At 71.4% G+C, this 22,406-nt stretch carries 21 protein-coding genes; 12 read left to right on the forward strand and 9 right to left on the reverse strand.

The window, feature by feature from the left end; genetic code table 11:
• The first annotated feature begins 4 nt into the window (after positions 1-4).
• From egtC to QRX50_RS32170, 6 genes are all read left to right on the forward strand, one after another.
• Positions 5-769, forward strand: a complete 765-nt coding sequence (gene egtC, locus QRX50_RS32145; protein ID WP_285966864.1) for an ergothioneine biosynthesis protein EgtC — start codon at positions 5-7, stop codon at positions 767-769.
• Positions 766-1,737: an L-histidine N(alpha)-methyltransferase gene (gene egtD / locus QRX50_RS32150; protein WP_285966865.1), complete on the forward strand. Its 972-nt coding sequence runs from the start codon at positions 766-768 to the stop codon at positions 1,735-1,737. Before egtC ends, egtD begins: the two co-directional genes overlap by 4 nt.
• Positions 1,730-2,200, forward strand: coding sequence for a nitroreductase family deazaflavin-dependent oxidoreductase (locus tag QRX50_RS32155; RefSeq protein WP_285966866.1), 471 nt, complete (start codon positions 1,730-1,732; stop codon positions 2,198-2,200). The genes egtD and QRX50_RS32155 overlap by 8 nt, the downstream gene beginning before the upstream one ends.
• 315 nt (positions 2,201-2,515) lie before the next feature.
• Complete coding sequence (locus tag QRX50_RS32160; RefSeq protein ID WP_285966867.1) at positions 2,516-3,523, forward strand: EfeM/EfeO family lipoprotein; 1,008 nt, start codon at positions 2,516-2,518, stop codon at positions 3,521-3,523.
• On the forward strand, positions 3,520-4,683 hold the full coding sequence (locus tag QRX50_RS32165; protein ID WP_285966868.1) for a Dyp-type peroxidase: 1,164 nt from the start codon (positions 3,520-3,522) through the stop codon (positions 4,681-4,683). Before QRX50_RS32160 ends, QRX50_RS32165 begins: the two co-directional genes overlap by 4 nt.
• Positions 4,684-4,700: 17 nt before the next feature.
• Complete coding sequence (locus QRX50_RS32170) at positions 4,701-6,308, forward strand: phospholipase C (protein WP_285966869.1); 1,608 nt, start codon at positions 4,701-4,703, stop codon at positions 6,306-6,308.
• A 68-nt stretch (positions 6,309-6,376) separates the two neighbouring features.
• On the opposite strand, the gene QRX50_RS32175 is transcribed toward QRX50_RS32170, so the two are convergent.
• Positions 6,377-9,187, reverse strand: coding sequence for an aconitate hydratase (locus QRX50_RS32175; RefSeq protein ID WP_285966870.1), 2,811 nt, complete (start codon positions 9,185-9,187; stop codon positions 6,377-6,379).
• Positions 9,188-9,554: 367 nt separating this feature from the next.
• Between QRX50_RS32175 and QRX50_RS32180 the strand changes: the two genes are divergently transcribed.
• Together QRX50_RS32180 and QRX50_RS32185 are read left to right on the forward strand one after the other, a co-directional pair.
• Positions 9,555-10,886, forward strand: coding sequence for an NlpC/P60 family protein (locus tag QRX50_RS32180; protein WP_285974622.1), 1,332 nt, complete (start codon positions 9,555-9,557; stop codon positions 10,884-10,886).
• 19 nt (positions 10,887-10,905) lie between these two features.
• Positions 10,906-11,553 (forward strand): SMI1/KNR4 family protein, encoded by a 648-nt coding sequence (locus QRX50_RS32185; RefSeq protein WP_285966871.1) that lies wholly within the window; start codon positions 10,906-10,908, stop codon positions 11,551-11,553.
• 288 nt (positions 11,554-11,841) lie between these two features.
• Here the strand turns inward: QRX50_RS32185 and QRX50_RS32190 are convergent, their stop codons facing one another.
• Positions 11,842-12,624 (reverse strand): GNAT family N-acetyltransferase, encoded by a 783-nt coding sequence (locus tag QRX50_RS32190; protein WP_285966872.1) that lies wholly within the window; start codon positions 12,622-12,624, stop codon positions 11,842-11,844.
• Between the two features lie 9 nt (positions 12,625-12,633).
• A complete protein-coding gene (locus QRX50_RS32195) occupies positions 12,634-12,906 on the reverse strand; it encodes a hypothetical protein (protein ID WP_285966873.1) in 273 nt (90 codons plus the stop codon).
• Positions 12,907-13,028: 122 nt separating this feature from the next.
• On the opposite strand from QRX50_RS32195, the gene QRX50_RS32200 reads away from it, so the two are divergent.
• Genes QRX50_RS32200 through QRX50_RS32210 form a run of 3 tightly spaced genes read left to right on the forward strand, consistent with a single transcriptional unit; the run spans position 13,029 to position 16,023 of the window.
• Positions 13,029-14,093 (forward strand): AAA family ATPase, encoded by a 1,065-nt coding sequence (locus QRX50_RS32200; RefSeq protein WP_285966874.1) that lies wholly within the window; start codon positions 13,029-13,031, stop codon positions 14,091-14,093.
• Between the two features lie 5 nt (positions 14,094-14,098).
• Positions 14,099-15,046, forward strand: a complete 948-nt coding sequence (locus QRX50_RS32205) for a DUF58 domain-containing protein (protein WP_285966875.1) — start codon at positions 14,099-14,101, stop codon at positions 15,044-15,046.
• Positions 15,043-16,023 (forward strand): VWA domain-containing protein, encoded by a 981-nt coding sequence (locus QRX50_RS32210; RefSeq protein WP_285966876.1) that lies wholly within the window; start codon positions 15,043-15,045, stop codon positions 16,021-16,023. Before QRX50_RS32205 ends, QRX50_RS32210 begins: the two co-directional genes overlap by 4 nt.
• A 6-nt stretch (positions 16,024-16,029) precedes the next feature.
• Here the strand turns inward: QRX50_RS32210 and QRX50_RS32215 are convergent, their stop codons facing one another.
• The 6 genes from QRX50_RS32215 to QRX50_RS32240 are packed head-to-tail and all read right to left on the reverse strand — an operon-like array spanning position 16,030 to position 21,329.
• Complete coding sequence (locus QRX50_RS32215) at positions 16,030-16,497, reverse strand: tRNA (cytidine(34)-2'-O)-methyltransferase (protein WP_285966877.1); 468 nt, start codon at positions 16,495-16,497, stop codon at positions 16,030-16,032.
• A gap of 20 nt (positions 16,498-16,517) precedes the next feature.
• Entirely contained in the window at positions 16,518-16,952 is a 435-nt protein-coding gene (locus QRX50_RS32220; RefSeq protein WP_285966878.1) for an acyl-CoA thioesterase, read from the reverse strand.
• A gap of 23 nt (positions 16,953-16,975) precedes the next feature.
• Positions 16,976-17,926 carry a TAXI family TRAP transporter solute-binding subunit gene (locus tag QRX50_RS32225; RefSeq protein WP_285966879.1) on the reverse strand — a complete coding sequence of 317 codons (951 nt, stop codon included), beginning with the start codon at positions 17,924-17,926 and terminating at the stop codon, positions 16,976-16,978.
• A complete protein-coding gene (locus QRX50_RS32230) occupies positions 17,923-19,317 on the reverse strand; it encodes a sensor histidine kinase (RefSeq protein WP_285966880.1) in 1,395 nt (464 codons plus the stop codon). Before QRX50_RS32230 ends, QRX50_RS32225 begins: the two co-directional genes overlap by 4 nt.
• A gap of 3 nt (positions 19,318-19,320) precedes the next feature.
• Positions 19,321-19,986, reverse strand: a complete 666-nt coding sequence (locus tag QRX50_RS32235; protein WP_285966881.1) for a response regulator transcription factor — start codon at positions 19,984-19,986, stop codon at positions 19,321-19,323.
• A gap of 14 nt (positions 19,987-20,000) precedes the next feature.
• Positions 20,001-21,329, reverse strand: a complete 1,329-nt coding sequence (locus tag QRX50_RS32240) for an MFS transporter (protein ID WP_285966882.1) — start codon at positions 21,327-21,329, stop codon at positions 20,001-20,003.
• 348 nt (positions 21,330-21,677) lie between these two features.
• Between QRX50_RS32240 and fabG the strand changes: the two genes are divergently transcribed.
• On the forward strand, positions 21,678-22,382 hold the full coding sequence (gene fabG, locus QRX50_RS32245) for a beta-ketoacyl-ACP reductase (RefSeq protein ID WP_285966883.1): 705 nt from the start codon (positions 21,678-21,680) through the stop codon (positions 22,380-22,382).
• The last annotated feature ends 24 nt before the right edge of the window (positions 22,383-22,406 follow it).

The following is a 22,406-nucleotide window of genomic DNA, read 5'->3' on the forward strand; positions in this document are numbered from 1 at the left end:
CGGCATGTGCCGGCACCTCGCGTACCTCGGCGCGCCCATTTCGCCTGCCGAGCTGATGTTCGCCGCGCCCCACGCGCTGCTCGTACAGTCGTACGCACCGCTCGACATGCGCGGCGGCGGCTCGGTCAACGCCGACGGCTTCGGCCTCGGCTGGTACCCCGAGCTCGGTGGCGCGCCGCAGCGCTACCGGCGTCAGTCTCCACTGTGGACGGAACAGACGCTGCCCGCGCTGGCCGCCTCGGTCTCGACCACGGCGTTCGTCGCCGCGGTCCGCAACGGCACCACCGGGATGCCGGTGACCGAGGCGGCCGCGGCGCCGTTCACCGACGGGCGGTGGCTGTTCAGCCACAACGGCGTGGTCCGCGGCTGGCCCGGTTCGATGGCCGGGCTGGCGAAGTCCCTCGACGTCACCGAGCTGCTCACGCTCGAGGCGCCGACCGACGCGGCGCTGCTGTGGGCGCTGCTGCGCGCGCGGCTCCGGGACGGAGCCGACCCGCTGGCCGCCGTCACCGACCTGATCGCCGAGGTCGAGGCCGCGGCCCCGGGTTCCCGGCTGAACTTCCTGCTGACCGACGGCACCACGCTGATCGGCACCACGTGGACGCACGCGCTGTCGGTGCGGTCCGCGGCCGGTGGTGTGGTGCTGGCGTCCGAGCCGTGCGACCCGGACCCGGCCTGGACCCCCGTTCCCGACCATCACGCCGTGCGCGTCACCGCGGCCGGCGTCGAACTCCTTCCCCTGACCCTGGATCGGAGCACCAACTCATGACGGAAGTGGATCTCGAAAGCCATCGCCGCGACGTCGCGGGCGAGCTTCGCGCGGACGTGCGAGCGGGCCTGACGGCGGAGCAGAAGTGGTTGCCGCCCAAGTGGTTCTACGACGCCGAGGGCAGCGAGCTGTTCGAGAAGATCACCGAGCTGCCCGAGTACTACCCGACCCGCAGCGAGCGCGAGGTGCTCGCGGCGCGAGCCGGTGACGTCGCGCGGCTCACCGACGCGCACACGCTCGTCGAGTTGGGGTCCGGGTCGAGCGAGAAGACGCGGCTGCTGCTCGACGCGCTGACCGAGCACGGCACGCTCGAGTCGTTCGTGCCCCTGGACGTGTCGGAGTCGGCGCTGGCCGAAGCCGCCGAGGCGATCGCGGCGGACTATCCGAAGTTGGAGGTACGCGGTGTCGTCGGCGACTTCACCCAGCACCTGAACCTCCTGCCGGGCACCTCGCCGCGCGTCGTGGCGTTCCTCGGCGGGACGATCGGCAACTTCCTGCCCGGCGAGCGCGCCATGTTCCTGCACTCGGTGCGGGAGGTGCTCGACGAGGGCGAGTGGCTGCTGCTGGGCACCGACCTGGTGAAGGACCGCGAGACGCTGGAGCGCGCCTACGACGACGCGGCCGGCGTCACCGCCGCCTTCAACAGCAACGTGCTGCGGGTCATCAACTCCCAGCTGGGGGCGAACTTCGACCTCGACGCCTTCGAACACGTCTCGCACTGGAACGCCGAGGACGAGTGGATCGAGATGTGGCTGCGCGCCCGGCGCGAGGTCACCGTCGACATCCCGGGCGCCGACCTGCAGGTGCACTTCGCGGCGGGCGAGCACATCCGCACGGAGATCTCCGCGAAGTTCCGGCGCACCGGCGTCGAGGCGGAGCTGGCCGCCGCCGGGTTCGCCGTCGAGCGCTGGTGGACGGACTCGAAGGAGCGGTTCGGGGTGAGTTTGGCAAGATCTGTGCGTGCGTAACCCCCTCGAGCCCTTCGCTCGCAAGCTCGGCACCCGGCCCTTCGTGATGACGCTCTCGCGCGGCATCATCTGGACCGATCAGAAGCTGCACCGCTTCTTCGGCGGGCGGGTGAGCCTGGTCGGCATCGCGGGCCTGCCGTCGCTGCGGCTGACCACGACCGGGCGCAAGAGCGGGCTGCCACGCAGCACGAACCTGCTGTACTTCCCGCACGGCGACGACTTCGTGCTCACGGGCTCGAACTGGGGCCGGCCGAACAACCCGGCCTGGACCTACAACCTGCGCGCGGATCCCAAAGCGACAGTCGGGATCCGCGCGCAGGTCGTTGAGGTCAAGGCCCGCGAGCTCGAAGGCGCGGAGTACGACCGGATGTGGTCCGAGCTGCTCGCGTTCTGGCCAGGCTACGAGATGGAACGCGTCGCGGCCGGGCGGCCGTTGCCGGTCTTCGTCTTGTCCCGGCGGTAGGGCGACCGGCTTCGGGGGGACACGGCCACCGGAGTGTCCTTCCCTCCGAAAAGCGGGCATAACGGGACAACCCTCTTGTCAGGTGTGTGCGAATACGTGAAGGTGTTCGCCTGAAGTTCACCTGAGGGGAGTTGTCGGTGCGGCATCGGGGCGCCTGGCGCGGGGCGGCGTTGGCCGCTCTCGTTGTCCTCGCCGCCGGGATCGTGATCGCTGTCAGCCGCTCCGGAGCGCCGGCCGAGACCGGCCCGACGCTCCGGAGCGCCGGCCGAGACCGGCCCGATCACGGTGTCCCGGTCGGACTGCGGCGGGAGCTGGGTGGCGCCGGCTCCTGGGCCGCAGACGTTGCGGGTGCGCAACACCGCCGCGGTCACGATGGAGGTCGAGCTCGTCGATCCCGCCACGGGGACCGTGTTCGGGGAGCTGGAGGGAGTGGGATCCGGCACGACCCGGTCCCTGCCGGTGAGCCTGGCCGGCGGTGCCTACGCGCTGCGGTGCGCCCCGGAAGACGGCACGCCGTTCCTCGGGCCGGCCGTGCGGATCAGCGGCGGCGCACAGCGCCCGGGACCGGCGGTGGTGCCGGTGACCTACGCGGACCTGCTGGAGCCGTTGAGGAAGTACCACGCGTACGTGGCCGACGGGCTCACCGCACTCGCGGGACAGACCGCGCAGCTGACGCGGACCGTCCACAGTGGAGACCGGGCGGCGGCCGAGCGGGCGTGGCTCACGGCGCACCTGACCTACGAGCGGCTCGGCGCGGCCTACGACGCGTTCGGTGACGCCGACGGCGCGATCAACGGCACGACCGCGGGTCTGGCCGGCGGTGTTCCCGATCCAGGGTTCACCGGTTTTCACCGGCTCGAGAACGGCTTGTGGCACAACGAAATCCTGTCCGCGCTGGAGCCTGTGGCCACGCGGCTGGACGCGGACGTCCAGGACCTGCGCGCGGGGTTCGGCGACACGCAGATCGACCAGAACGACCTGGGCCTGCGCGCCCACGAGATCATGGAGAACACCCTGCAGTTCGAGCTCACCGGCCGCACCGACTACGGCAGCGGCAGCACGCTCGCGACGGCACAGGCCAACGTCACGGGCACCCGCGCCGTACTCGACGTGCTGCGCCCCTTGCTCACCACGAGATTTTCCGGGCTCGAAGATCTCGACGCCTGGCTCGACCGCACCGAGCGCGACCTGCGCGCGGGGCAGGGGAAAGCGCTGACCGCTCTCGACCGCGCGCGGCGCGAGAAGATCAACGCCGACGTCGCCGAGCTCACCGAGCGGCTCGCGCCCATCGCCGCGATCGCGGAGCCGAGGAGGATCTCGTGACCCTCGGGCGGCGGACGTTCCTGCGCGGCGCCGCGGCCGCCGGGGCGGGAGCCGGGCTCATGGGGCTCGCCGGCGGTGCGTCCACAGCGGAGCCCGGACCGGTGCCGTTCCACAGCCCGCGCCAGGCCGCGGTGCTCGCCGAACCGGTGCGGCACACGATTGTCGCGGCGTTCGACGTGGTCGCGCAGAACCGCCACGAGCTCACGGAGCTGCTGCGCGAGCTGACCGGTCGCGCCGCGTTCCTCACCGCCGGTGGCGCACTGGCCGCACTCGGCATCACCGGCCCGCCCGCCGACTCCGGAGTACTCGGACCCGAGGTGCCTGCGGGGGAGCTGTCGGTGCTCGTCGGCGTGGGTTCCTCGCTGTTCGACGACCGCTACGGCCTGGCCGCTCGCAAGCCGGCGAAGCTCAAGCCGATGCCGGTCTTCCCCGACGACGCCCTCGAAGACCGCTGGTGCCACGGCGACCTGAGCCTCGTGCTCGGCGCCTCGGAGCCCGACACGGTGCTGCACGCGCTGCGCGACATCACCCGTGCCACTCGTGGCGGCATGCAGGTGCGCTGGAAGATCGACGGGTTCACCTCGCCTCCGCGCCCGGCCGGCACGCCGCGCAACCTGCTGGGGTTCAAGGACGGCACGGCCAACCCGCAGCCGTCCGAACTGGACCGTCTGGTGTGGACCGACGACGGCGGTAGCTACCAGGTGGTGCGGCTCATCCGGATGCTCGTGGAGTTCTGGGACCGCGTGTCGCTCTCGGAGCAGGAGAGCATGATCGGCCGTCGCCGCGACACCGGCGCCCCGCTCGACGGCGGGCAGGAGCATGACGTGCCGCGCTACGCCGAGGACCCCGTGGGCACCGTGATCCCGCTGACGAGCCACATCCGCCTCGCCGACCCGCGCACGCCGCGCACCGACGGCGAGCGGATCCTGCGCCGCGCGGTGAACTACGACCTCGGCGTGGACACCAACGGCAACCTCGACATGGGCCTGGTGTTCACGTGTTATCAGCGCGAGCTCGAGCGGCAGTTCGAGGCGGTGCAGAAGCGGCTCGAAGGCGAGCCGCTCACGGACTACGTCTCGCCGTTCGGGGGCGGGTACTTCTACCTGCTCCCCGGCGTGACGGACCCGGCCGACCACTACGGCCGGGTGTTGCTGGGATGAGCGGGAAGGGGCAGGTCGTGGGCAGGAGCAGGAGCAGGACCACGCTCGCCGCGGGCGCGCTGGGCGCGGCGGCGCTGCTGGCGGCGGCGTGCGCGAGCAGTTCGGCGGCGCCGGCGGTACCGGAGGCAGCGGTGGACGCGGCGAGCTTCGCCACCGCGACGCCGATCAAGCACGTCGTGGTGATCTTCGGCGAGAACATCGCCTTCGATCACTACTTCGGCACCTACCCGAACGCCACCAACGAGAACGGCACGCCGTTCCACGCCGCGCCCCACACTCCGAATGTCAACGGGCTCGACCACAAGCTGCTCACCGACAACCCCAACGCCTACAACCCGAAGCGGCTCGACCCCGACCAGGCCCTCACGTGCGACCAGGCCCACGACTACAACAAGGAACAGGCCGCCTTCAACGGCGGGAAGATGGACAAGTTCGTCGAGAACACCGAGAAGGACAAGTGCACGGGCCAGCCCGTGCTGTTCGGTGAACCCGGCCTGGTCATGGACTACTTCGACGGCAACACCGTGACCGCGATGTGGAACTACGCCCAGCACTACGCGCTCAACGACAACTCGTTCGACGCGGTGTTCGGCCCGTCCAGCCCCGGGGCGATCAACCTGATCTCCGGCCAGACCCACGGCCTGCAGCCCGTGGACTCGGTCACGGGGGAGCCGAAGGTCGACCCGAACACGGCGGCTTCGCCCGACGAGCACGGTGTCGGCACGATGATCACCGACCCGGACCCGGCGTTCGACGACTGCTCCGACAAGAACCACACCGCGACCGACAACCTCGGTGCCTTCGAGGGGCGCAACGTCGGTGACTTGCTCAACGCCAAGCACGTGACGTGGGGTTGGTTCGAGGGTGGCTTCAAGCCCACGGGCTCGGCCGGCGGCTACGCGGTCTGCGGCACGCAGCACGCGAACGTCGGCGACCAGGCCGTGGTGGACTACAGCCCGCACCACGAGCCGTTCCAGTACTACGAGTCGACGGCGAACGCGAAGCACCTCCCGCCGAGCTCGCCGCATGCCGTCGGTCAGCCCGACCGGGCCAACCACCAGTACGACGTGAGCGACTTCGACGAAGCGTTGGGCGCCGGCACCATGCCCGCGGTGAGCTTCCTCAAGGCACCGTCCTACCAGGACGGACACGCCGGCTACTCCGACTCGCTCGACGAGCAGGCGTTCGTGGTCTCCGAGATCAACCGGATCCAGGCGTCGCCGCACTGGCGGGACACCGCGATCGTGCTCGCCTACGACGACTCCGACGGCTGGTACGACCACGTGCCCTCGAAGATCGTGAACGGCTCCCACGACTCCGCTCAGGACTCCGCGATCTGCACCTCGCATCCCGTGCGGCTCGGCGGGTACGCCGACCGCTGCGGTTACGGCCCGCGCCTGCCGCTGCTCGTGATCTCGCCCTACAGCCGCGTGAACCACGTGGACCACACGATGACCGACCAGACGTCGGTGCTTCGGTTCATCGAGGACAACTGGCACCTCGGCCGCATCGGCGACGGCTCCTTCGACGCCCTGGCGGCGCCGCTCACCGGTATGTTCGACTTCTCCCACCCGAAGGCGAAACCGCTGAAGCTCGATCCTGAGTCCGGCGCCGTCGTCCGGTAACCCGGTTCAACAACGGCGAAGGCCGCCCCGGAAACTCCGGAGCGGCCTTCGCGCGTGTTCTGGGCAGGTCAGGCGTTGGTCATCTTCCGCAGCACGTACTGCAGGATGCCGCCGTTGCGGTAGTAGTCCGCCTCGCCCGGGGTGTCGATGCGGACGTCGGCTTCGAACTCCACCTTGGTGCCGTCTTGCTTGGTGGCCGTGACGTGCACTGTGCGCGGGGTCTCACCGTCGTTGAGCTTGGTGATGCCGGAGATGTCGAACGTCTCCGTGCCGTCCAGCTTCAGCGACGCGGCCGACTCACCGGCCGGGAACTGCAGCGGGATGACCCCCATGCCGATGAGGTTCGAGCGGTGGATGCGCTCGAACGACTCGGTGATCACCGCGCGCACGCCCAGCAGCGAGGTGCCCTTGGCCGCCCAGTCACGCGACGAGCCCGAGCCGTACTCCTTTCCGCCCAGCACGACCAGCGGGATGTCCTGCGCGGCGTAGTTCTGCGCGGCGTCGTAGATGAACGCCTGCGGGGCGCCGTCCTGGGTGAAGTCGCGCGTGTAGCCGCCCTGCACGTCGTCCAGCAGCTGGTTGCGCAGCCGGATGTTGGCGAAGGTGCCGCGGATCATGACCTCGTGGTTGCCGCGGCGCGAGCCGTAGGAGTTGAAGTCCTTGCGCTCGATGCCGTGCTCGGTGAGGTACTTGCCGGCCGGGGTGTCGGCCTTGATCGCGCCGGCGGGGGAGATGTGGTCGGTGGTGACCGAGTCGCCCAGCTTCGCCAGTACCCGCGCGCCGGAGATGTCGGTGACCGGCGCCGGCTCGGCCTGCATGCCCTCGAAGTACGGGGGCTTGCGGACGTAGGTGGACTCGGAGTCCCACTCGAAGGTCTTGCCCTCCGGGGTGGGCAGCGCCTTCCAGCGCTCGCCGCCGTCGAAGACGTCGGCGTAGTCCTTGGTGAACATCTCCTGCGTGATCGAGGAGTCGATGGTCTCCTGGATCTCCTGCGGCGTCGGCCAGATGTCCTTCAAGAAGACGTCGGCGCCATCCTGATCGACGCCCAGCGGCTGGTGCTCGAAGTCGAAGTCCATCGTGCCGGCCAGCGCGTAGGCGATGACCAGCGGCGGCGACGCGAGGTAGTTCATCTTCACGTCGGGGTTGATGCGGCCTTCGAAGTTCCGGTTGCCCGAAAGCACCGAGACGGCGGTGAGGTCGTTCTCCTGGATCGCGGCCGAGATCTCGTCCGAGAGCGGGCCGGAGTTGCCGATGCAGGTGGTGCAGCCGTAGCCGACCAGGTGGTAGCCCAGCTTCTCCAGGTACGGCCACAGGCCGGCCTTGTTGTAGTAGTCGGTGACGACCTGCGAGCCCGGCGCCATCGACGTCTTGACCCACGGCTTGACCGCGAGGCCCTTGTCCACCGCGTTGCGCGCGAGCAGCGCCGCGCCCAGCATCACCGACGGGTTCGAGGTGTTGGTGCACGAGGTGATCGAGGCGATCACCACGGCGCCGTGGTCGAGCACGAACTCGCCGCGCTCGGCCGAGGTCACGGTGACCGGCTTCGACGGGCGGCCCGCCGCGCCGTTGGCGGCCGAATGGACCGGCTCGGCGTCCTCGTCGGCGAACGAGAGCGAAGCCGGGTCACTCGCCGGGAAGGACTCCTCGACAGCCTCGTCGACCTTGGTGTGCGGGGTGCGCTGGTCGTCGTCCACGTAGTCGTGGACCGACTTGCGGAAGGAGGACTTCGCGTCGGAGAGCTCGATGCGGTCCTGCGGGCGCTTCGGGCCGGCGATCGACGGGACGACCGTGGAGAGGTCCAGCTCGATGTACTCGGAGTAGACCGGCTCGTGGGCCGCGTCGTGCCAGAGACCCTGCTCCTTGGCGTAGGCCTCGACGAGCGCGACCTGCTCGGCCGAGCGGCCGGTGAGCTTGAGGTAGCGCATGGTCTCGTCGTCGATCGGGAAGATCGCCGCGGTGGAGCCGAACTCGGGGCTCATGTTGCCGATGGTGGCGCGATTGGCCAGCGGCACCGAGGCCACGCCCTCGCCGTAGAACTCGACGAACTTGCTGACCACCCCGTGCTTGCGCAGCATCTCGGTGATGGTGAGCACCACGTCGGTGGCGGTCACGCCGGTCGGGATCTCGCCGGTCAGCTTGAAGCCGACCACGCGCGGGATGAGCATCGACACCGGCTGGCCCAGCATGGCGGCCTCGGCCTCGATGCCGCCGACGCCCCAGCCCAGCACGCCCAGGCCGTTGACCATCGTGGTGTGCGAGTCGGTGCCGACGCAGGAGTCGGGGTAGGCCTGGCCGTTGCGGGACATCACCGTGCGCGCGAGGTGCTCGATGTTGACCTGGTGCACGATGCCGGTGCCCGGCGGGACGACCTTGAACTCGTCGAAGGCGCCCTGGCCCCAGCGCAGGAACTGGTAGCGCTCGCGGTTGCGCTCGTACTCGATCTCGACGTTGCGCTCGAACGCGTCGGCGCGGCCGAACACGTCGATGATCACGGAGTGGTCGATGACCAGCTCGGCCGGCGCCAGCGGGTTCACCTTGTCGGGGTCGCCACCGAGGTCGGTGACGGCCTCGCGCATGGTGGCGAGGTCCACGACGCAGGGAACGCCGGTGAAGTCCTGCATGATCACGCGCGCGGGCGTGAACTGGATCTCGATGGACGGGTCGGCGCTGGGGTCCCAGCTGCCGAGCGCGCGGATGTGGTCGGCGGTGATGTTCGCGCCGTCCTCGGTGCGCAGCAGGTTCTCGAGCAGGATCTTCAGGCTGTAGGGCAGGCGCTCGGCGCCTTCGACCTTGTTCAGGCGGAAGACCTCGTACGAGTTGTCTCCGACCTTCAGCGTGTCTTTGGCGCCGAAGCTGTCCTTGCTGGCAGGTGCAGTCACGTCTAACTCCAGTGGCGGGGACCCGCGCCGTCGCGGGTGCGGGCCCCGGGTCAGTTCGGTGTGTGTTTCGCGGTCCTCGGGAAGACCGCGACCGAGTCTTGCGCACCCCCACCGTAGGACCGGAATCGGGATGGCACACTTCGTCCGTCGCCCCAAACAGTACGCGTGTCCTGTATTCACTTCAAGACGGCACGCGGAGTGAGCTGGGCCATTCGGACACGCCGAACCTCGAGGGTCCCCCGATAAGGGGAATTGGTGTCTACGGTGTGTGAGTTCCGCCTGAGGCTTGTGATAGTGGTGTGACTGCAGTGGCACGCGGTGTGATCACTGCTGGCAGGCGCTGGTGAGCGGGAGGTGGCTGGTCGTGGTGGTCCGGCGTGGGCGGGTCTTGCGGCGTGGTCTCACTGTCGGCTCCTTCGCCCTCGTGGTCCTGTTCGGAGCAGCGGGCACGGGCCTGGCGGTGCCGCCGCCTCCGCCCAACCCGAGCGACTCCGAGCTGAACTCGTCGAAGGCCGCGGCCAACGAGAAGGCCGGCGAAGTCGGCAAGCTCACCAACCAGCTCGCACAGGCCGAGCAGAAGCTCAGCTCGCTGCAGGACGACGTCGAGCTGAAACAGGAACAGGCCATGAAGGCCCTGGTCGACCTGCAGTCGGCGCAGGACGCCGCGAGCCAGGCCGAGGACGCCGCGAAGTCCGCGCGCACGCAGGCCGACGCCGCGGCGGGCGCGATCGAGAAGGCGCGCCAGGACCTCAAGGAGTTCGCGGCGGCCAGCTTCGAGCAGGGCAGCACGGTCGGCTCCATCTCGGCGTACCTCACCTCCGACAGCCCCAAGGACCTGCTGGCCCGCGCCCAGATCCTCGACTCCATCGGTGGTTCGCGGCTCAACGCTCTCGACCGGCTCCAGCAGGCGCAGACGGACAAGTCCAACAAGGACGCCGCCGCACGCAAGGCCCTCGACGTCGCGCAGCAGAAGCAGGAAGCCGCGCGCCAGGCGAAGAGCGGCGCCGACGCCGCCCAGGCCGACGCCGTGCAGGCGCAGCAGGCCCAGACGTCGCAGAACCAGCAGCTGCAGGCGAGCAAGAGCTCGGTGGAGCAGCAGCTCTACGCGGCGCAGTCCAAGGTCAACGGCCTGCAGGGCCAGCGCCAGCGCTACCAGGACTGGGTCGCGCAGAAACAGCGTGAGGACGAGGCACGCGCCCGCCAGGCGGCACTGGCCTCCTCGGGCGGCGGCGGTCGTCCCTCCTCCGGTGGCGGTGGCCGGCCTTCACCCGGGGCGGGCTCGTCGATCGAGTCCGTGATCGCCCGGGCGCTGTCGCAGCTGGGCCGCCCGTACGCCTGGGGCGGCGGCAACGGCAGCGGCCCCACCCGCGGCATCCACGACGGCGGCGTCGCCGACATGTACGGCGACTACCGCAAGATCGGCTTCGACTGCTCCGGCCTGATGATCTACGCCTTCGCCGGCGTGCGCGCCCTGCCGCACTACAGCGGCTACCAGTACACCTCCGGCCGCCGTGTCCCCCTTTCCCAGATGCGCCGCGGCGACATGCTCTTCTGGGGCGGCTCGGGCGGCATCCACCACGTCGCCCTGTACCTCGGCGGCGGGCAGATGGTGGAGGCTCCGCAGTCCGGCTCGTACGTGCGGGTGACGGCGGTGCGCTACGGCGGGATCATGCCGTATGCGACTCGGTTGATCGGCTGAGGTCCTACGCTCGTCCCTCGTGACGTGGGACGGAGTCCGCGGCCGGCTGGCGAAGCGGCGGGACTCGCGCTCGGTGTTCGGCGCGAGCGCACACGGGTTCCGGCTGGCTCCACCGCTGCGCGAACCCGAGGCTGAGGGAGTCGAGGAGCAGTTCGGCACGTCGTTGCCCGAGCCGTACCGGAGCTTCCTCGTGGAGGTCGGCGCGAGTGGGGCGGGTCCGGGCTACGGGCTGCTGGGCTTCCGCCGGTCCGGCCGGCGCTGGGAGTTCGCCGTCGGCGACCGGCGTGGCGACGGCGTGGACTCGCGGGCGGAGTTCCCGCACCGAGAGCTCTTCCACCACGCCGAACGGCCGGACTTCACGACGATCCCGCGGGAGCGATGGCCCGAGCTGTCCCGCTCGCTCGATGCCAGCAACGAGGCCGGCACCCACGGCACCTTGCCGCTCTGCCACCGGGGCTGCGGCCACTACGACCTCCTCGTGGTGACCGGCCCCGACCGCGGCGCGCTGTGGTTCGACTGCGAGGCCTCCGACGGCGGAATCGGACCGCGGGCCGATGGCCGCGGCCGGATGACGTTCGACCCCTGGTACCTCGGCTGGCTCGCCGAGGTCGAGCTCCAGGCCGAGCGGGCCCGAGGGCACCAGGCCTCGTGGTGGTCACGGCGCTGAACCAGCGCCCGCCCTTCCGGAGCGGTATTCACCTCCTCGCCCCGTGCTTCGTCGTTGCGCCGTCGGTCCGGTGGTGGCAGGAAACCCGTGGCCGTGAAGTGCCGCACGTGGCCGGAAAGCTCTCGGCGTCCAGCGGGCGCGGGAAAACGCCGTGGATGGCGGCCGCGGTTCGGGTGGCGGTGGCGTCGCAGGTGAGCGGGTGTTGATCACCGGACCCCTATTGGCGACTCGATAAAAACGCATGGTGAAAAGAAAACGCGGGATTGTCGGGACGGAGAAAAACAAACCTCAACCGGGATTGCGTACATACGGCGTCGTCGTGGTCACCGCGGTGAAGCCGAGGCGCTCGAGAATCGGGCGGCTCGGCGGCAGCGCGTCGACCTGCAGGTACCGGACCCCGCGGCTGCGCGCGGCGGCCACCCGGTGTGCGACGAGGGCGCGGTAGAGCCCGCGGCCGCGGAACTCCGGCAGGGTCGCCCCGCCCCAGAGGCCCGCGAACGTGGTGCCCGGCACGAGCTCCAGGCGTGCGGCGGAGACGAGCCGCCCGTCGGATTCGGCCACGACGTGCACGGTCGTGCCGTGGTCCTCGCTCGCACGGGCGAGCAGCTCACGCGCCACGGCCTGCTCGTCGCCGCCGAACACGGCGGCCGTGAGCTCCGCGATCCGGCGCAGATCCCTTGCGCCGGTGGCTTCGCGGACCAGCGCGTCCGAGGATGGCGGCGCGGAGGCGGCGATCGCGGACAGCGGTGCGATGAGCACGGTCTCCGTCTCCTCCGCGGCGAACCCGGCGGCGAGCAGCCGATCGGGCAGCTCGGCGGGACGGTCGTGGGCGCGCGTCTTCCACTCGAACACCTCGCCGCGTGCGCCGAAGAACCGCACCTGCCGCTCGATGAGCACCGCCAGCGCCGCCCCGGTCACGCCGAGGTCGGGCAAGCCCACGACCTGGCCGCGCCGCGCGCCGACGATCCGGGCCACGGGTCCGTCGCGCAGCAGGGTCGTGCCCGGCTCGGCGGTCGTGAGCTCGGCTGCGCGGACCTCGGTGTCGTAGGCGGCCAGCAGGGGATCGTCCATGCGCAGACGCTAGCGCGAGCGGGTGGTGTGCGTGGGGAGTTCGTGCTCGCCGGCCCGGCGACTGTCCGGTGTGGACCAACGGGAGCCCGGCGGGATATCCACAGTGGACCGCCGGCTCGGCGCGGCCGGTGCGCCGATGGTGCCGTATTCGTCGAGCCCGGCGGGGGACGGGCTGCGCGGCGTGTGGCACACCCAGGCCCCGCCGGGATCGCCGAATCGGGCGAAAGCGACGACTTCGACACGCCGCGCGACCTGCGCCGGCACCGCTGACACGGTCTTCACAGCTGTCACACCGCTGATGCGCTTGGCTACCGTGACGGGCCAGCGTGCCGCGCGGACTACGACCACCGGGAAGCAGTACGGTCGCGGGCGAGCCCGGAGAAAGCAGAACCACAGGAGGCAGAGTGACCGAGCCCGGCTACGCCGAGGGCGGGAACGGGCAGCAGCCCGGCACGCCGGCGCGGGACGCCCAGTTGCTGGAACGCACCGTGTTCGAGGTCAAGCGCATCATCGTCGGCCAGGACCGGCTGGTGGAGCGCATGCTCGTCGGGCTGCTGGCGAAGGGGCACCTGCTGCTGGAAGGCGTGCCCGGTGTCGCGAAGACGCTGGCCGTGGAGACCTTCGCGCGGGTGGTCGGCGGGTCGTTCTCCCGGGTGCAGTTCACGCCCGACCTCGTGCCGGCCGACATCCTCGGCACGCGCATCTACCGCCAGGGCGCCGAGCGCTTCGACGTGGAGCTCGGCCCGGTCGTGGCCAACTTCGTCCTCGCCGACGAGATCAACCGCGCGCCGGCGAAGGTGCAGTCGGCGATGCTGGAGGTGATGGCCGAGCGGCACGTGTCGATCGGTGGCCAGACCTTCCCGATGCCCGACCCGTTCCTCGTGCTCGCCACGCAGAACCCGATCGAGAACGAGGGCGTGTACCCGCTGCCCGAGGCGCAGCGCGACCGCTTCCTGTTCAAGATCGTGGTCGAGTACCCCACCGCCGAGGAAGAGCGCGAGATCATCTACCGGATGGGCGTCACGCCGCCGGTGCCCCACGAGGTGCTCAGCCCCAGCGAGCTGGTGCGCCTGCAGGGCGTCGCGTCGCAGGTGTTCGTGCACCACGCGCTGGTCGACTACGTGGTGCGCCTCGTGCTCACCACCCGCACGCCCAACGACCACGGCCTCGCCGACGTCGCCGGCTGGGTCTCCTACGGCGCGTCGCCGCGCGCGAGCCTCGGCATCATCGCCGCCGCCCGCGCGCTCGCGCTGGTGCGCGGCCGCGACTACGTGCTGCCGCAGGACGTCGTCGACGTGGTGCCCGACGTGCTGCGCCACCGCCTCGTCCTGTCCTACGACGCGCTGGCCGACGGCGTGCCCGTGGACCACATCATCACCCGCGTGCTGCAGACGGTGCCCCTGCCGCAGGTCTCGGCCCGGCCGCAGGGCGGGGCCGGACCGGTGCCGGCGGGCGCGCCCGTCAGGTAGTCGGCGTGGCAGGGAAGGCGCAGAAGGAACAGCGTCCCGGGTGGGCGCCCCCGGTGCTGCGCGGCGACCGCCTGGAGGCGGGGCTGCGCACGCTGGAGCTCGATGTCCGCCGCCGGCTCGACGGCCTGCTGCAGGGCAACCACCTCGGCCTCGTGCCGGGCCCCGGCTCCGAGCCGGGCGAGGCACGGCCGTACCAGCCGGGCGACGACGTGCGGCGGATGGACTGGGCCGTCACGGCCCGCACGACCACGCCGCACATCCGCGAGACGGTGGCCGACCGGGAGCTGGAGACGTGGGTTGTCGCGGACATGTCCGCGAGCCTCGACTTCGGCACCGCGCTGTGCGAGAAACGCGATCTGGTGGTCTGCGCGACGGCCGCCGTCGCCCACCTCACCGGCGGAGGCGGCAACCGCATCGGCGCGCTCGTGTCCAACGGCCAGGGCGTGACCCGAATCCCCGCGCGCGGTGGGCTCGCCCACGCGCGCGGCCTGATCCGGCGGCTGGCCGAGACCCCTCGGGCGCCCGAGGGCGTCCGAGGCGACCTCGCCGACGCGCTGGAGCAGCTTCGCCGTCCGCCGCGGCGGCGCGGTCTGGGCGTGGTGATCTCGGACTTCCTGGGACCCACCGACTGGCAGCGGCCGCTACGCGCGCTCGGCGGGCACCACGAGCTCATCGCCATCGAAGTCCTCGACCCGCGCGACGTGGACCTGCCCGACGTGGGCACCGTCGTCCTGGCCGACCCGGAGACAGGGAAACAGCGCGAAGTGCACGCTTCCGCCTTGCTGCGCAAGGAGTTCGGCGCCGCGGCGCACGCCCACCGGCAGGACGTCGCGGCCGGGCTGCGCCGCGCGGGTGCGGCGCACCTGGTGCTGCGCACCGACTCCGACTGGATCGCGGACATGGTGCGGTTCGTGGTCGCGCGCAAGCGCCGCTGGTCGGGCGGTGTCGCATGAGCCTGGCCGGGTTCACTTCTCCGTGGTGGTTCCTGCTGCTGATCCTGGTGGCGGCCGTCGCCGTGGCCTACGTGCTCGCCCAGCGGGCGCGGCGCAAGCGCGTGATGCGGTTCGCGAACCTGGAGCTGCTCGACAAGATCGCGCCGAAGACGCAGGGCTGGATCCGGCACGTGCCGGCGGTGCTGATCGTGTTCTCGCTGCTGGTGCTCACCGTGGCGCTGGCCGGGCCGACGGCCGAGCAGAAGGTGCCGCGCAACCGCGCCACGGTCGTGCTGGTGATCGACGTGTCGCTGTCGATGGAAGCCACCGACGTCGCGCCCAACCGGCTGAAGGCGGCGCAGGACGCGGCCAAGCAGTTCGCCGAGAACATGACCCCGGGCGTGAACCTCGGGCTGATCTCCTTCGCCGGCACCGCGACCGTGCTGGTCAACCCGACCACCGATCGCGCCGGCGTGGTCAAGGCGATCGACAACCTGAAGCTCGCGCAGTCCACCGCGACCGGTGAAGGCATCTTCGCGGCCATGCAGTCGATCGAGAGCTTCTCGGCCGTGGTCGGCGGCGCCGACGGTCCGCCGCCCGCGCGCATCGTGCTGATGAGCGACGGCAAGCAGACCGTGCCGGAGGATCTCTACGCCCCGCGCGGCGCGTACACCGCGGCGCAGGCGGCGAAGCAGGCGCAGATGCCGATCTCGTCGATCTCGTTCGGCACCACCCACGGTTCGGTCGACATCGAGGGCAAACCGCAGGACGTGCGGGTGGACGACGACTCGCTGAAGGAGATCGCGCGGCTGTCCGGCGGCGACTTCTACAAGGCGGCGAGCGCCGACGAGCTGAAGAAGGTCTACGCCGACCTCGGCGAGCAGATCGGCTACGAGCTCAAGAACGCCGACGCGAGCAAGCCGTGGGTCGTGATCGGCACCCTGGTGCTGATGATCGGGGCGGCGGCCGCGTTGCTGATCGGGCAGAGACTCCCGTAGCGGGCTTCAGCCTGGCGGCCGGCCGAAACCGTTCTGCCGCCAGGCTTCGTAGATCGTGATGGCCGCGGTGTTGGCCAGGTTGAGCGAGCGGCTCGTGGGCACCATCGGCAGCCGCACCCGGTCGGTGATCTCGGCCGAGTGCTGCACGTCATCGGGCAGGCCGGCGGATTCCGGTCCGAACAGCAGCACGTCGCCGGGTTCGTAGGCCACGTCGGTGTAGAGGCGCGTGGCCTTGGCGCTGAACGCGTAGACCTTGGCCGGCAGCAACGCGTGCCACGCGGCGGCGAGATCGGCGTGCACGCGGACGCGCGCGAGGTCGTGGTAGTCGAGCCCGGCGCGGCGCAGCTGCTTGTCCTCGAGCGTGAACCCCAGTGGTTCGACCAGGTGCAGCTCGCAGCCGGTGTTGGCGGCCAGCCGGATCGCGTTGCCGGTGTTCGGCGGGATCTCGGGGTGGTAGAAGAGTACGCGGAACATAGCCGGACCTCGGGCAAACGTCAGGAAGCGGTGGGTGCGGGCAGGTGGGCCGCATAGGCGTCGCGCACGGCGGCGGGTGGCTCGGTCTTGCGCAGGGTCACGGGGTCGATGAACACGTAGCGGATCTTCGCCTCGGTGGTGAGCTTGCCGCCGCGGCGGATCTCCGCCTCGTAGATCATCGACGTGGTCCCGAGGTGCGTGAGGAACACCGACACCACGAGGTCGTCGTCGTAGCGGCACGGCGCGCGGTAGCGCAGGTTCGACTCCGCGACCACGACGTCGATCCCGGTGGCCAGGAACGCTTCGTGCGAGCCGAACAGCGCCTTCTCGACCTCGAAGGAGGCCATGTCGACGTAGGCCAGGTAGTGGGCGTTGAAGACGATCCCCTGGCCGTCGCACTCGTGGTAGCGCACGCGCAAGGGCATCTCGACCAGCGGTCGGCACGGTGGGGTCACACGACCAATCTAGCGAGCGCGGATCAGCCGTGGAGCGCCCGGTACGTGTCGGCGGCCCCGGGGTGCAGCGGCACCGGCTGGGTGCCGATGAGCGTGCGCACATCGAGGAACTGCGTCCCGACGGCCTGCGCCGGCACCAGATCCGCCGCGCGGCCGGCGAGCACCCGCACCACCGCGGCGGCCACGTCCGAGGGCAGCCGCGGGGCGCAGACGAGCAGGTTCGCGACCCCGATCGTCGCCGGCGCCCCGACTCCCGCGTAGGCGCCGGCGGGGACCTGGACCTGTTCGTAGACCGGCCCGTGCTTCGCGCGCAGCGCGGGGATCACCGACGCGAGCGGCAACAGGGCCAGCGGTGTCGTGCGGTTGAGCTCGGCCAGGGCGGGGGTGGGGAGGCCACCCGACCACAGGAGCGCGTCGATGCGGCGGCTCTCCAGCGCCGCGATGGCGTCCGCCAGCGGCAGGTGCTGCGCCACCACGGACACGCCGGCCGCGGCGAACACGCGCTCGCCCAGCTGCGCGGCGCCCGATCCGCCCGCGCCGACGGACACCGGCCGGCCGGCCAGGTCCCGCAGCCGCGCGAGGCGATCGTCCGCGCGCACCACGAGCTGCAGGTAGTTCTCATAGACTCGGCCCAGCGCCCGCAACGGCACCGGCGCGGGAAACGGCGCCTGCCCCGCGAGCGCCGACTGCGCGACGTCCGCGAGCACCAGTCCCAGATCGGCCGTTCCGTCGCGCACGCGCTCGACGTTCGCGACACTCGCCTCGGTCGGCACGGCCGCGCAGTGCAACCGCGGCTCCGCCCGGCTCACCTCGGCCGCGAGCACCTCCGCGAACGCCAGGTAGAACCCGCCCTGCTCGCCGGCGGCGATCGTGACAGACCGCTCGGGGCCGCGATACGCGGGCGCGCACCCGGCCAGTGCGAGGCCGAGCCCGCCCAGTCCGCCCAGCAACGCGGTGCGGCGCGTGATCGTCACGACGTCACCGCCGGCAGTGTCACGCGAACCAGCAACCCGCGCGGCGCGTTGGCGCGCAGTTCGAGTGTGCCGCCGCGGGCACGGGTTTGCTCGCGCGCGATGGCAAGACCGAGGCCCGTGCCTCGGGGTGCGCCGTCGCCGCCGGCGCGCCAGAAGCGGTCCGTCGCGCGGGCGAGGTCGGTGGCCGGCAGGCCGGGGCCGTCGTCGGTGACGACGACGGTGGCGGCGCCCCGCGAGGTCTCCCACGTGGCCGAGATGGTGGCGCCGCGACCGGCGTGGTGGACGGCGTTGTCGAGGAGCACGTCGAGGAGCTGCGCGAGCTCGCCCTCGGGCGTGTGGACGAGGACTGGCGAGACGTGGCCGGGGCAGGGGAGCAGGGTGGCGCCGGCGTCGTCGGCGGCGGGACGCCAGGCGTCGACGCGTTCGGCGATCACGGCGGCGAGGTCGGCCGGTTCACCGACGGCGCCGTCCGCGCCGGCGGCGATGCGGGTGGCGGTGGACTCCGCGGTGGCGAGCGCGAGGAGCCCGTCGAGGATGCGTTCGAGGCGCTCGACCTCCGCGACGATCGCGCGGTACGCCGGTTGCTCGGCCTCGGCCCAGGCGAGCGAGTCGACGCGCAGCCGCAGCGCGGCCATCGGGTTGCGCAGCTGGTGGGAGGTGTCGGCGACGAGCCGGTGCTGCTGATCGGCGGCTTCGGCCACGGCGTCGGACATGCGGTTCACCGAAGCCGCCAATGCCCGCAGCTCGCGCGGCCCGGAGCTCTCGGGCACCTGCGCGCGGTGGCCGCCCGCGACGGCGAGCACACCCGTCTCCAGCTCGACCAGCGGCCGCACCATCCACCGGGCCAGCAACACCGCCAGCAGGACGAACACGGCGGCCACGAGCAGCGCCCCGGCCGCGATCGCGCTCCAGCGGGCGGCGACGTCGGTGGCCGCCGCGGCCACGGAAGCGCGCAGCACCACCACGCCGGCCACCCGCGTGCCCGAACCCACCGGGCGCGCGAACAGCACCGGCCCGGCCGACCACGGGCTCAGCCGCTCGACGCGCGGCGCCGGCTCGTTGCGCATGGTCGCCTCCACGAGCGCGCGCACCTCCGGCGCGGCGGCCGTGAGCCCGCCCGTCTGCACCAGCGGGGCGCGCTGCGCGTCGACGACCACCACGGCCTCGCCGTAGAGCGCCGAGTACCGCTCAGCCTCGGCGTCGAGCGCCGCCGGGTCGTGCGCGTCGACCGCCTGCTGCGCCAGCACGCCGAACCGGTCGACGTCGCTGCTGCGGGAGATCACCAGCTGCTGCGTGCGCTGCTCCGCCGTGCTCGCCAGCAGCGGCACGGCGAAGGCGGCCACCACGAGCAGCGCGAGCGCGACCAGCACGACGAGCAGTCGGGTGCGCACCGCTCAGCCCCGGCCCAGCCGGTAGCCGAAGCCGCGGATCGTGGTGAGCAGGCCCGGCCGGTCGAGCTTGGCGCGCAGCTGTGTCATGTGGACGTCCAGCGATCGCGAGATGGCGAGGTACGCGTCGCCCCACACCTCGTCCATCAGCTGCTGCCGGCTCACGGCGGTGCCCGGTCGCGTGGCGAGCACGGCCAGCACCGCGAATTCCTTCGTCGTCAGCCCGATGTCCCGGCCCGCCACGAGGACCCGGCGCCCGCCGAGGTCGATCTCGACGTCTTCGAGCCGCACCACGGCGTCGTCGGCCGTGGTGTCGCGCACGCCTGCCCGGCGGACGACGGCGTCCATCCGGGCGAGCAGTTCGGCCAGCCGCACGGGTTTCGTGAGGTAGTCGTCGGCACCCAGGCGCAGGCCGCGGACCACGGAGCGCTCGTCGCCGCGCGCGGTCAGCACGATCACGGGCACGGGTGAGACCTGGCGGATCTTGCGCAGCACGTCGAGCCCGTTGAGGTCCGGCAGGCCGAGGTCGAGCAGCAGCAGGTCGGCCTCACGGTGCCGGTGCAGCGCGTCGGCACCGCGGCCGACGCTGGTCACGGCGTGGCCGCGCGCGTGCAGCGTCTCGGCGAGCGCACCGGCGACCCCGGTGTCGTCCTCCACGAGCAGCACGCGCACGGCCGTCCTCCCGCTCAGTCTTCGTCACGTTCCAGGGCGGACGAACGCGACGTTTCGCGCATTGTCCCGTACACGATGAGCGAGACGAGGATGCAGCCCGCGACGTACCAGAAGAACAGCGACTCGTGCCCCGCCTTCTTCAGCGCCTGCGCGATGAGCTCCGCCGTGCCACCGAAGATCGCCACGGTCAGCGCGTACGGCAGGCCGACGCCGAGCGCGCGGATCCGCGTGGGGAACAGCTCGGCCTTCACGATCGCGTTGATGGACGTGTAGCCCGTGACGATCACGAGCGCGCCGAGCAGTAGCAGGAAGGCGAACACCGGCTGCTTCGTGTGCGCCATGGTCGTCATGATCGGGACGGTGAGCACGGTGCCGGCGATGCCGAAGAACATCAGCAGCTTCCGCCGTCCGATCCGGTCCGACAGCCGCCCGGCCACCGGCTGCAGGAGCGCGAACACGAGCAACGCGATGAACAGGATCCACGTCACCGTGCGGCGCGGGATGCCGGCGGTGTTCTCGAGGAACTTCTGCGTGTAGGTCGCGTAGGTGTAGAAGGCGACCGTGCCGCCGAGCGTGAGGCCGACGACGAGCGCGATCTCCTTCGGGTACTTCACGAGCGTGCGCAGCGTGCCGCGTTCGCCGGCCTGCTTGCCCGAACGCGATTCCGCGGCTGCGCGCTCGTAGCTGGCCGACTCGTCCATGCTGCGCCGCAGCGCCATCACGACCACGGCCGCGACGGCGCCGACCACGAACGCGATGCGCCAGCCCCAGTCGCCCATCTGCGCCTCGGTGAGCACGCTCTGCAGGATCAGCTGCAGCCCGAGCGCGAGCAGCTGCCCGCCGACGAGCGTCACGTACTGGAAGCTGGAGTAGAACCCGCGTTTGCCGGGAGTGGCCACTTCGGACAGATACGTAGCCGAGGTCGAGTACTCACCCCCCACGGAAAGGCCCTGCAGCAGCCGCGCGAGCACGAGCAGGATCGGCGCCGCGACACCGATGGACGCGTAGCCCGGCGTCGCCGCGATGAGCAGTGAGCCGAACGCCATCATCGAAACCGAGAGCACGAGCGCGCTGCGGCGCCCGAACCGGTCGGCGAAGCGTCCGAGCATCCACCCGCCGAGCGGGCGCATCAGGAACCCGACCGCGAACACGGCCGCGGTGTTCAGGAACTGGGCTGTCGCGTCGCCGCCGGGGAAGAACGCTTTGGCGAAGTAGATCGTGAACGCCGAGTAGGCGTACCAGTCGTACCATTCGACGAGATTGCCGATGGAGCCGCGCAGCACGTTGCCGACGACTCGGCGCTCGCCCTCGCGGGTCGCCGGGGTGGGGATCCGGGTTGTCATCCTTGACCTCCTGTGTCGCGACTCACGGTGACCACCGGAGTACGCGCGCGGCAAGGTCGCGGCGCCGTTCCTTACCTGGCCTTAGGCGAGTTCCGGCCTTTTCGGCGGGCCGGGGGACCGGCGATCCTGATCACGTTTTGTGCGGATCGCACGCCCGGCCTTCCCCCGGTTTGTAGGAACCCTCTGGTCTGCGCAAACGGACCGGCGCGCCGCGCCCTAACCTCCGCTCTGGACTTCCGCGCCCGGCCCGGTCGCGGAGGTGGCGCCGGGTGCGGCGACGCCGCGCACGGCCGATAGCCTCGTCCCGACGCGTTCGCGACAGGGACACCGAGCAGAGGGAGACGTGCAGTGGGACGGTCGGTCTTGGTCACCGGCGGCAACCGGGGTATCGGTCTGGCGATCGCCCGGGACCTCGCCGAGCAGGGCCACCAGGTGGCCGTCACCCACCGCGGCTCCGGCGCGCCGGAAGGGCTCTTCGGGGTAGAAGCCGACGTCACGGACGCCGAGCAGATCGACGCCGCGTTCAAGCTGGTCGAGGAGCACCAGGGCCCCGTCGAGGTGCTCGTGTCCAACGCCGGGCTCACCGACGACACGCTCCTGATGCGCATGAGCGAGGAGCAGTTCGAGCGCGTGGTGAACGCGAACCTCACCGGCGCGTTCCGGGTCGCCAAGCGTGCGTCGCGCGGCATGCTGCGCGCCCGCTGGGGCCGGTTCATCTTCATCTCGTCGGTCGTCGGCCTCTCGGGCTCGGCGGGCCAGGCGAACTACGCCGCGTCGAAGGCCGGCCTCGTCGGTTTCTCACGCTCGCTCGCCCGGGAGCTCGGCTCGCGCAACATCACGTCCAACGTGATCGCGCCCGGCTTCGTGCGCACCGACATGACCGACGCGCTCGGCGAGGACCGCAAGAAGGAGATCCTCGCCAACGTGCCCACCGGCCGCTACGCCGAGCCGGCCGAGATCGCCGCCGCCGTGCGCTACCTCGCCTCCGACGACGCCGCCTACGTCAACGGCGCGGTGCTGCCGGTCGACGGTGGCCTCGGCCTCGGCCACTGACCTGCCCGACTACCGCGACCACCA

This window comes from Amycolatopsis sp. 2-15 (assembly GCF_030285625.1).
Taxonomy (GTDB): Bacteria; Actinomycetota; Actinomycetes; order Mycobacteriales; family Pseudonocardiaceae; genus Amycolatopsis; species Amycolatopsis carbonis.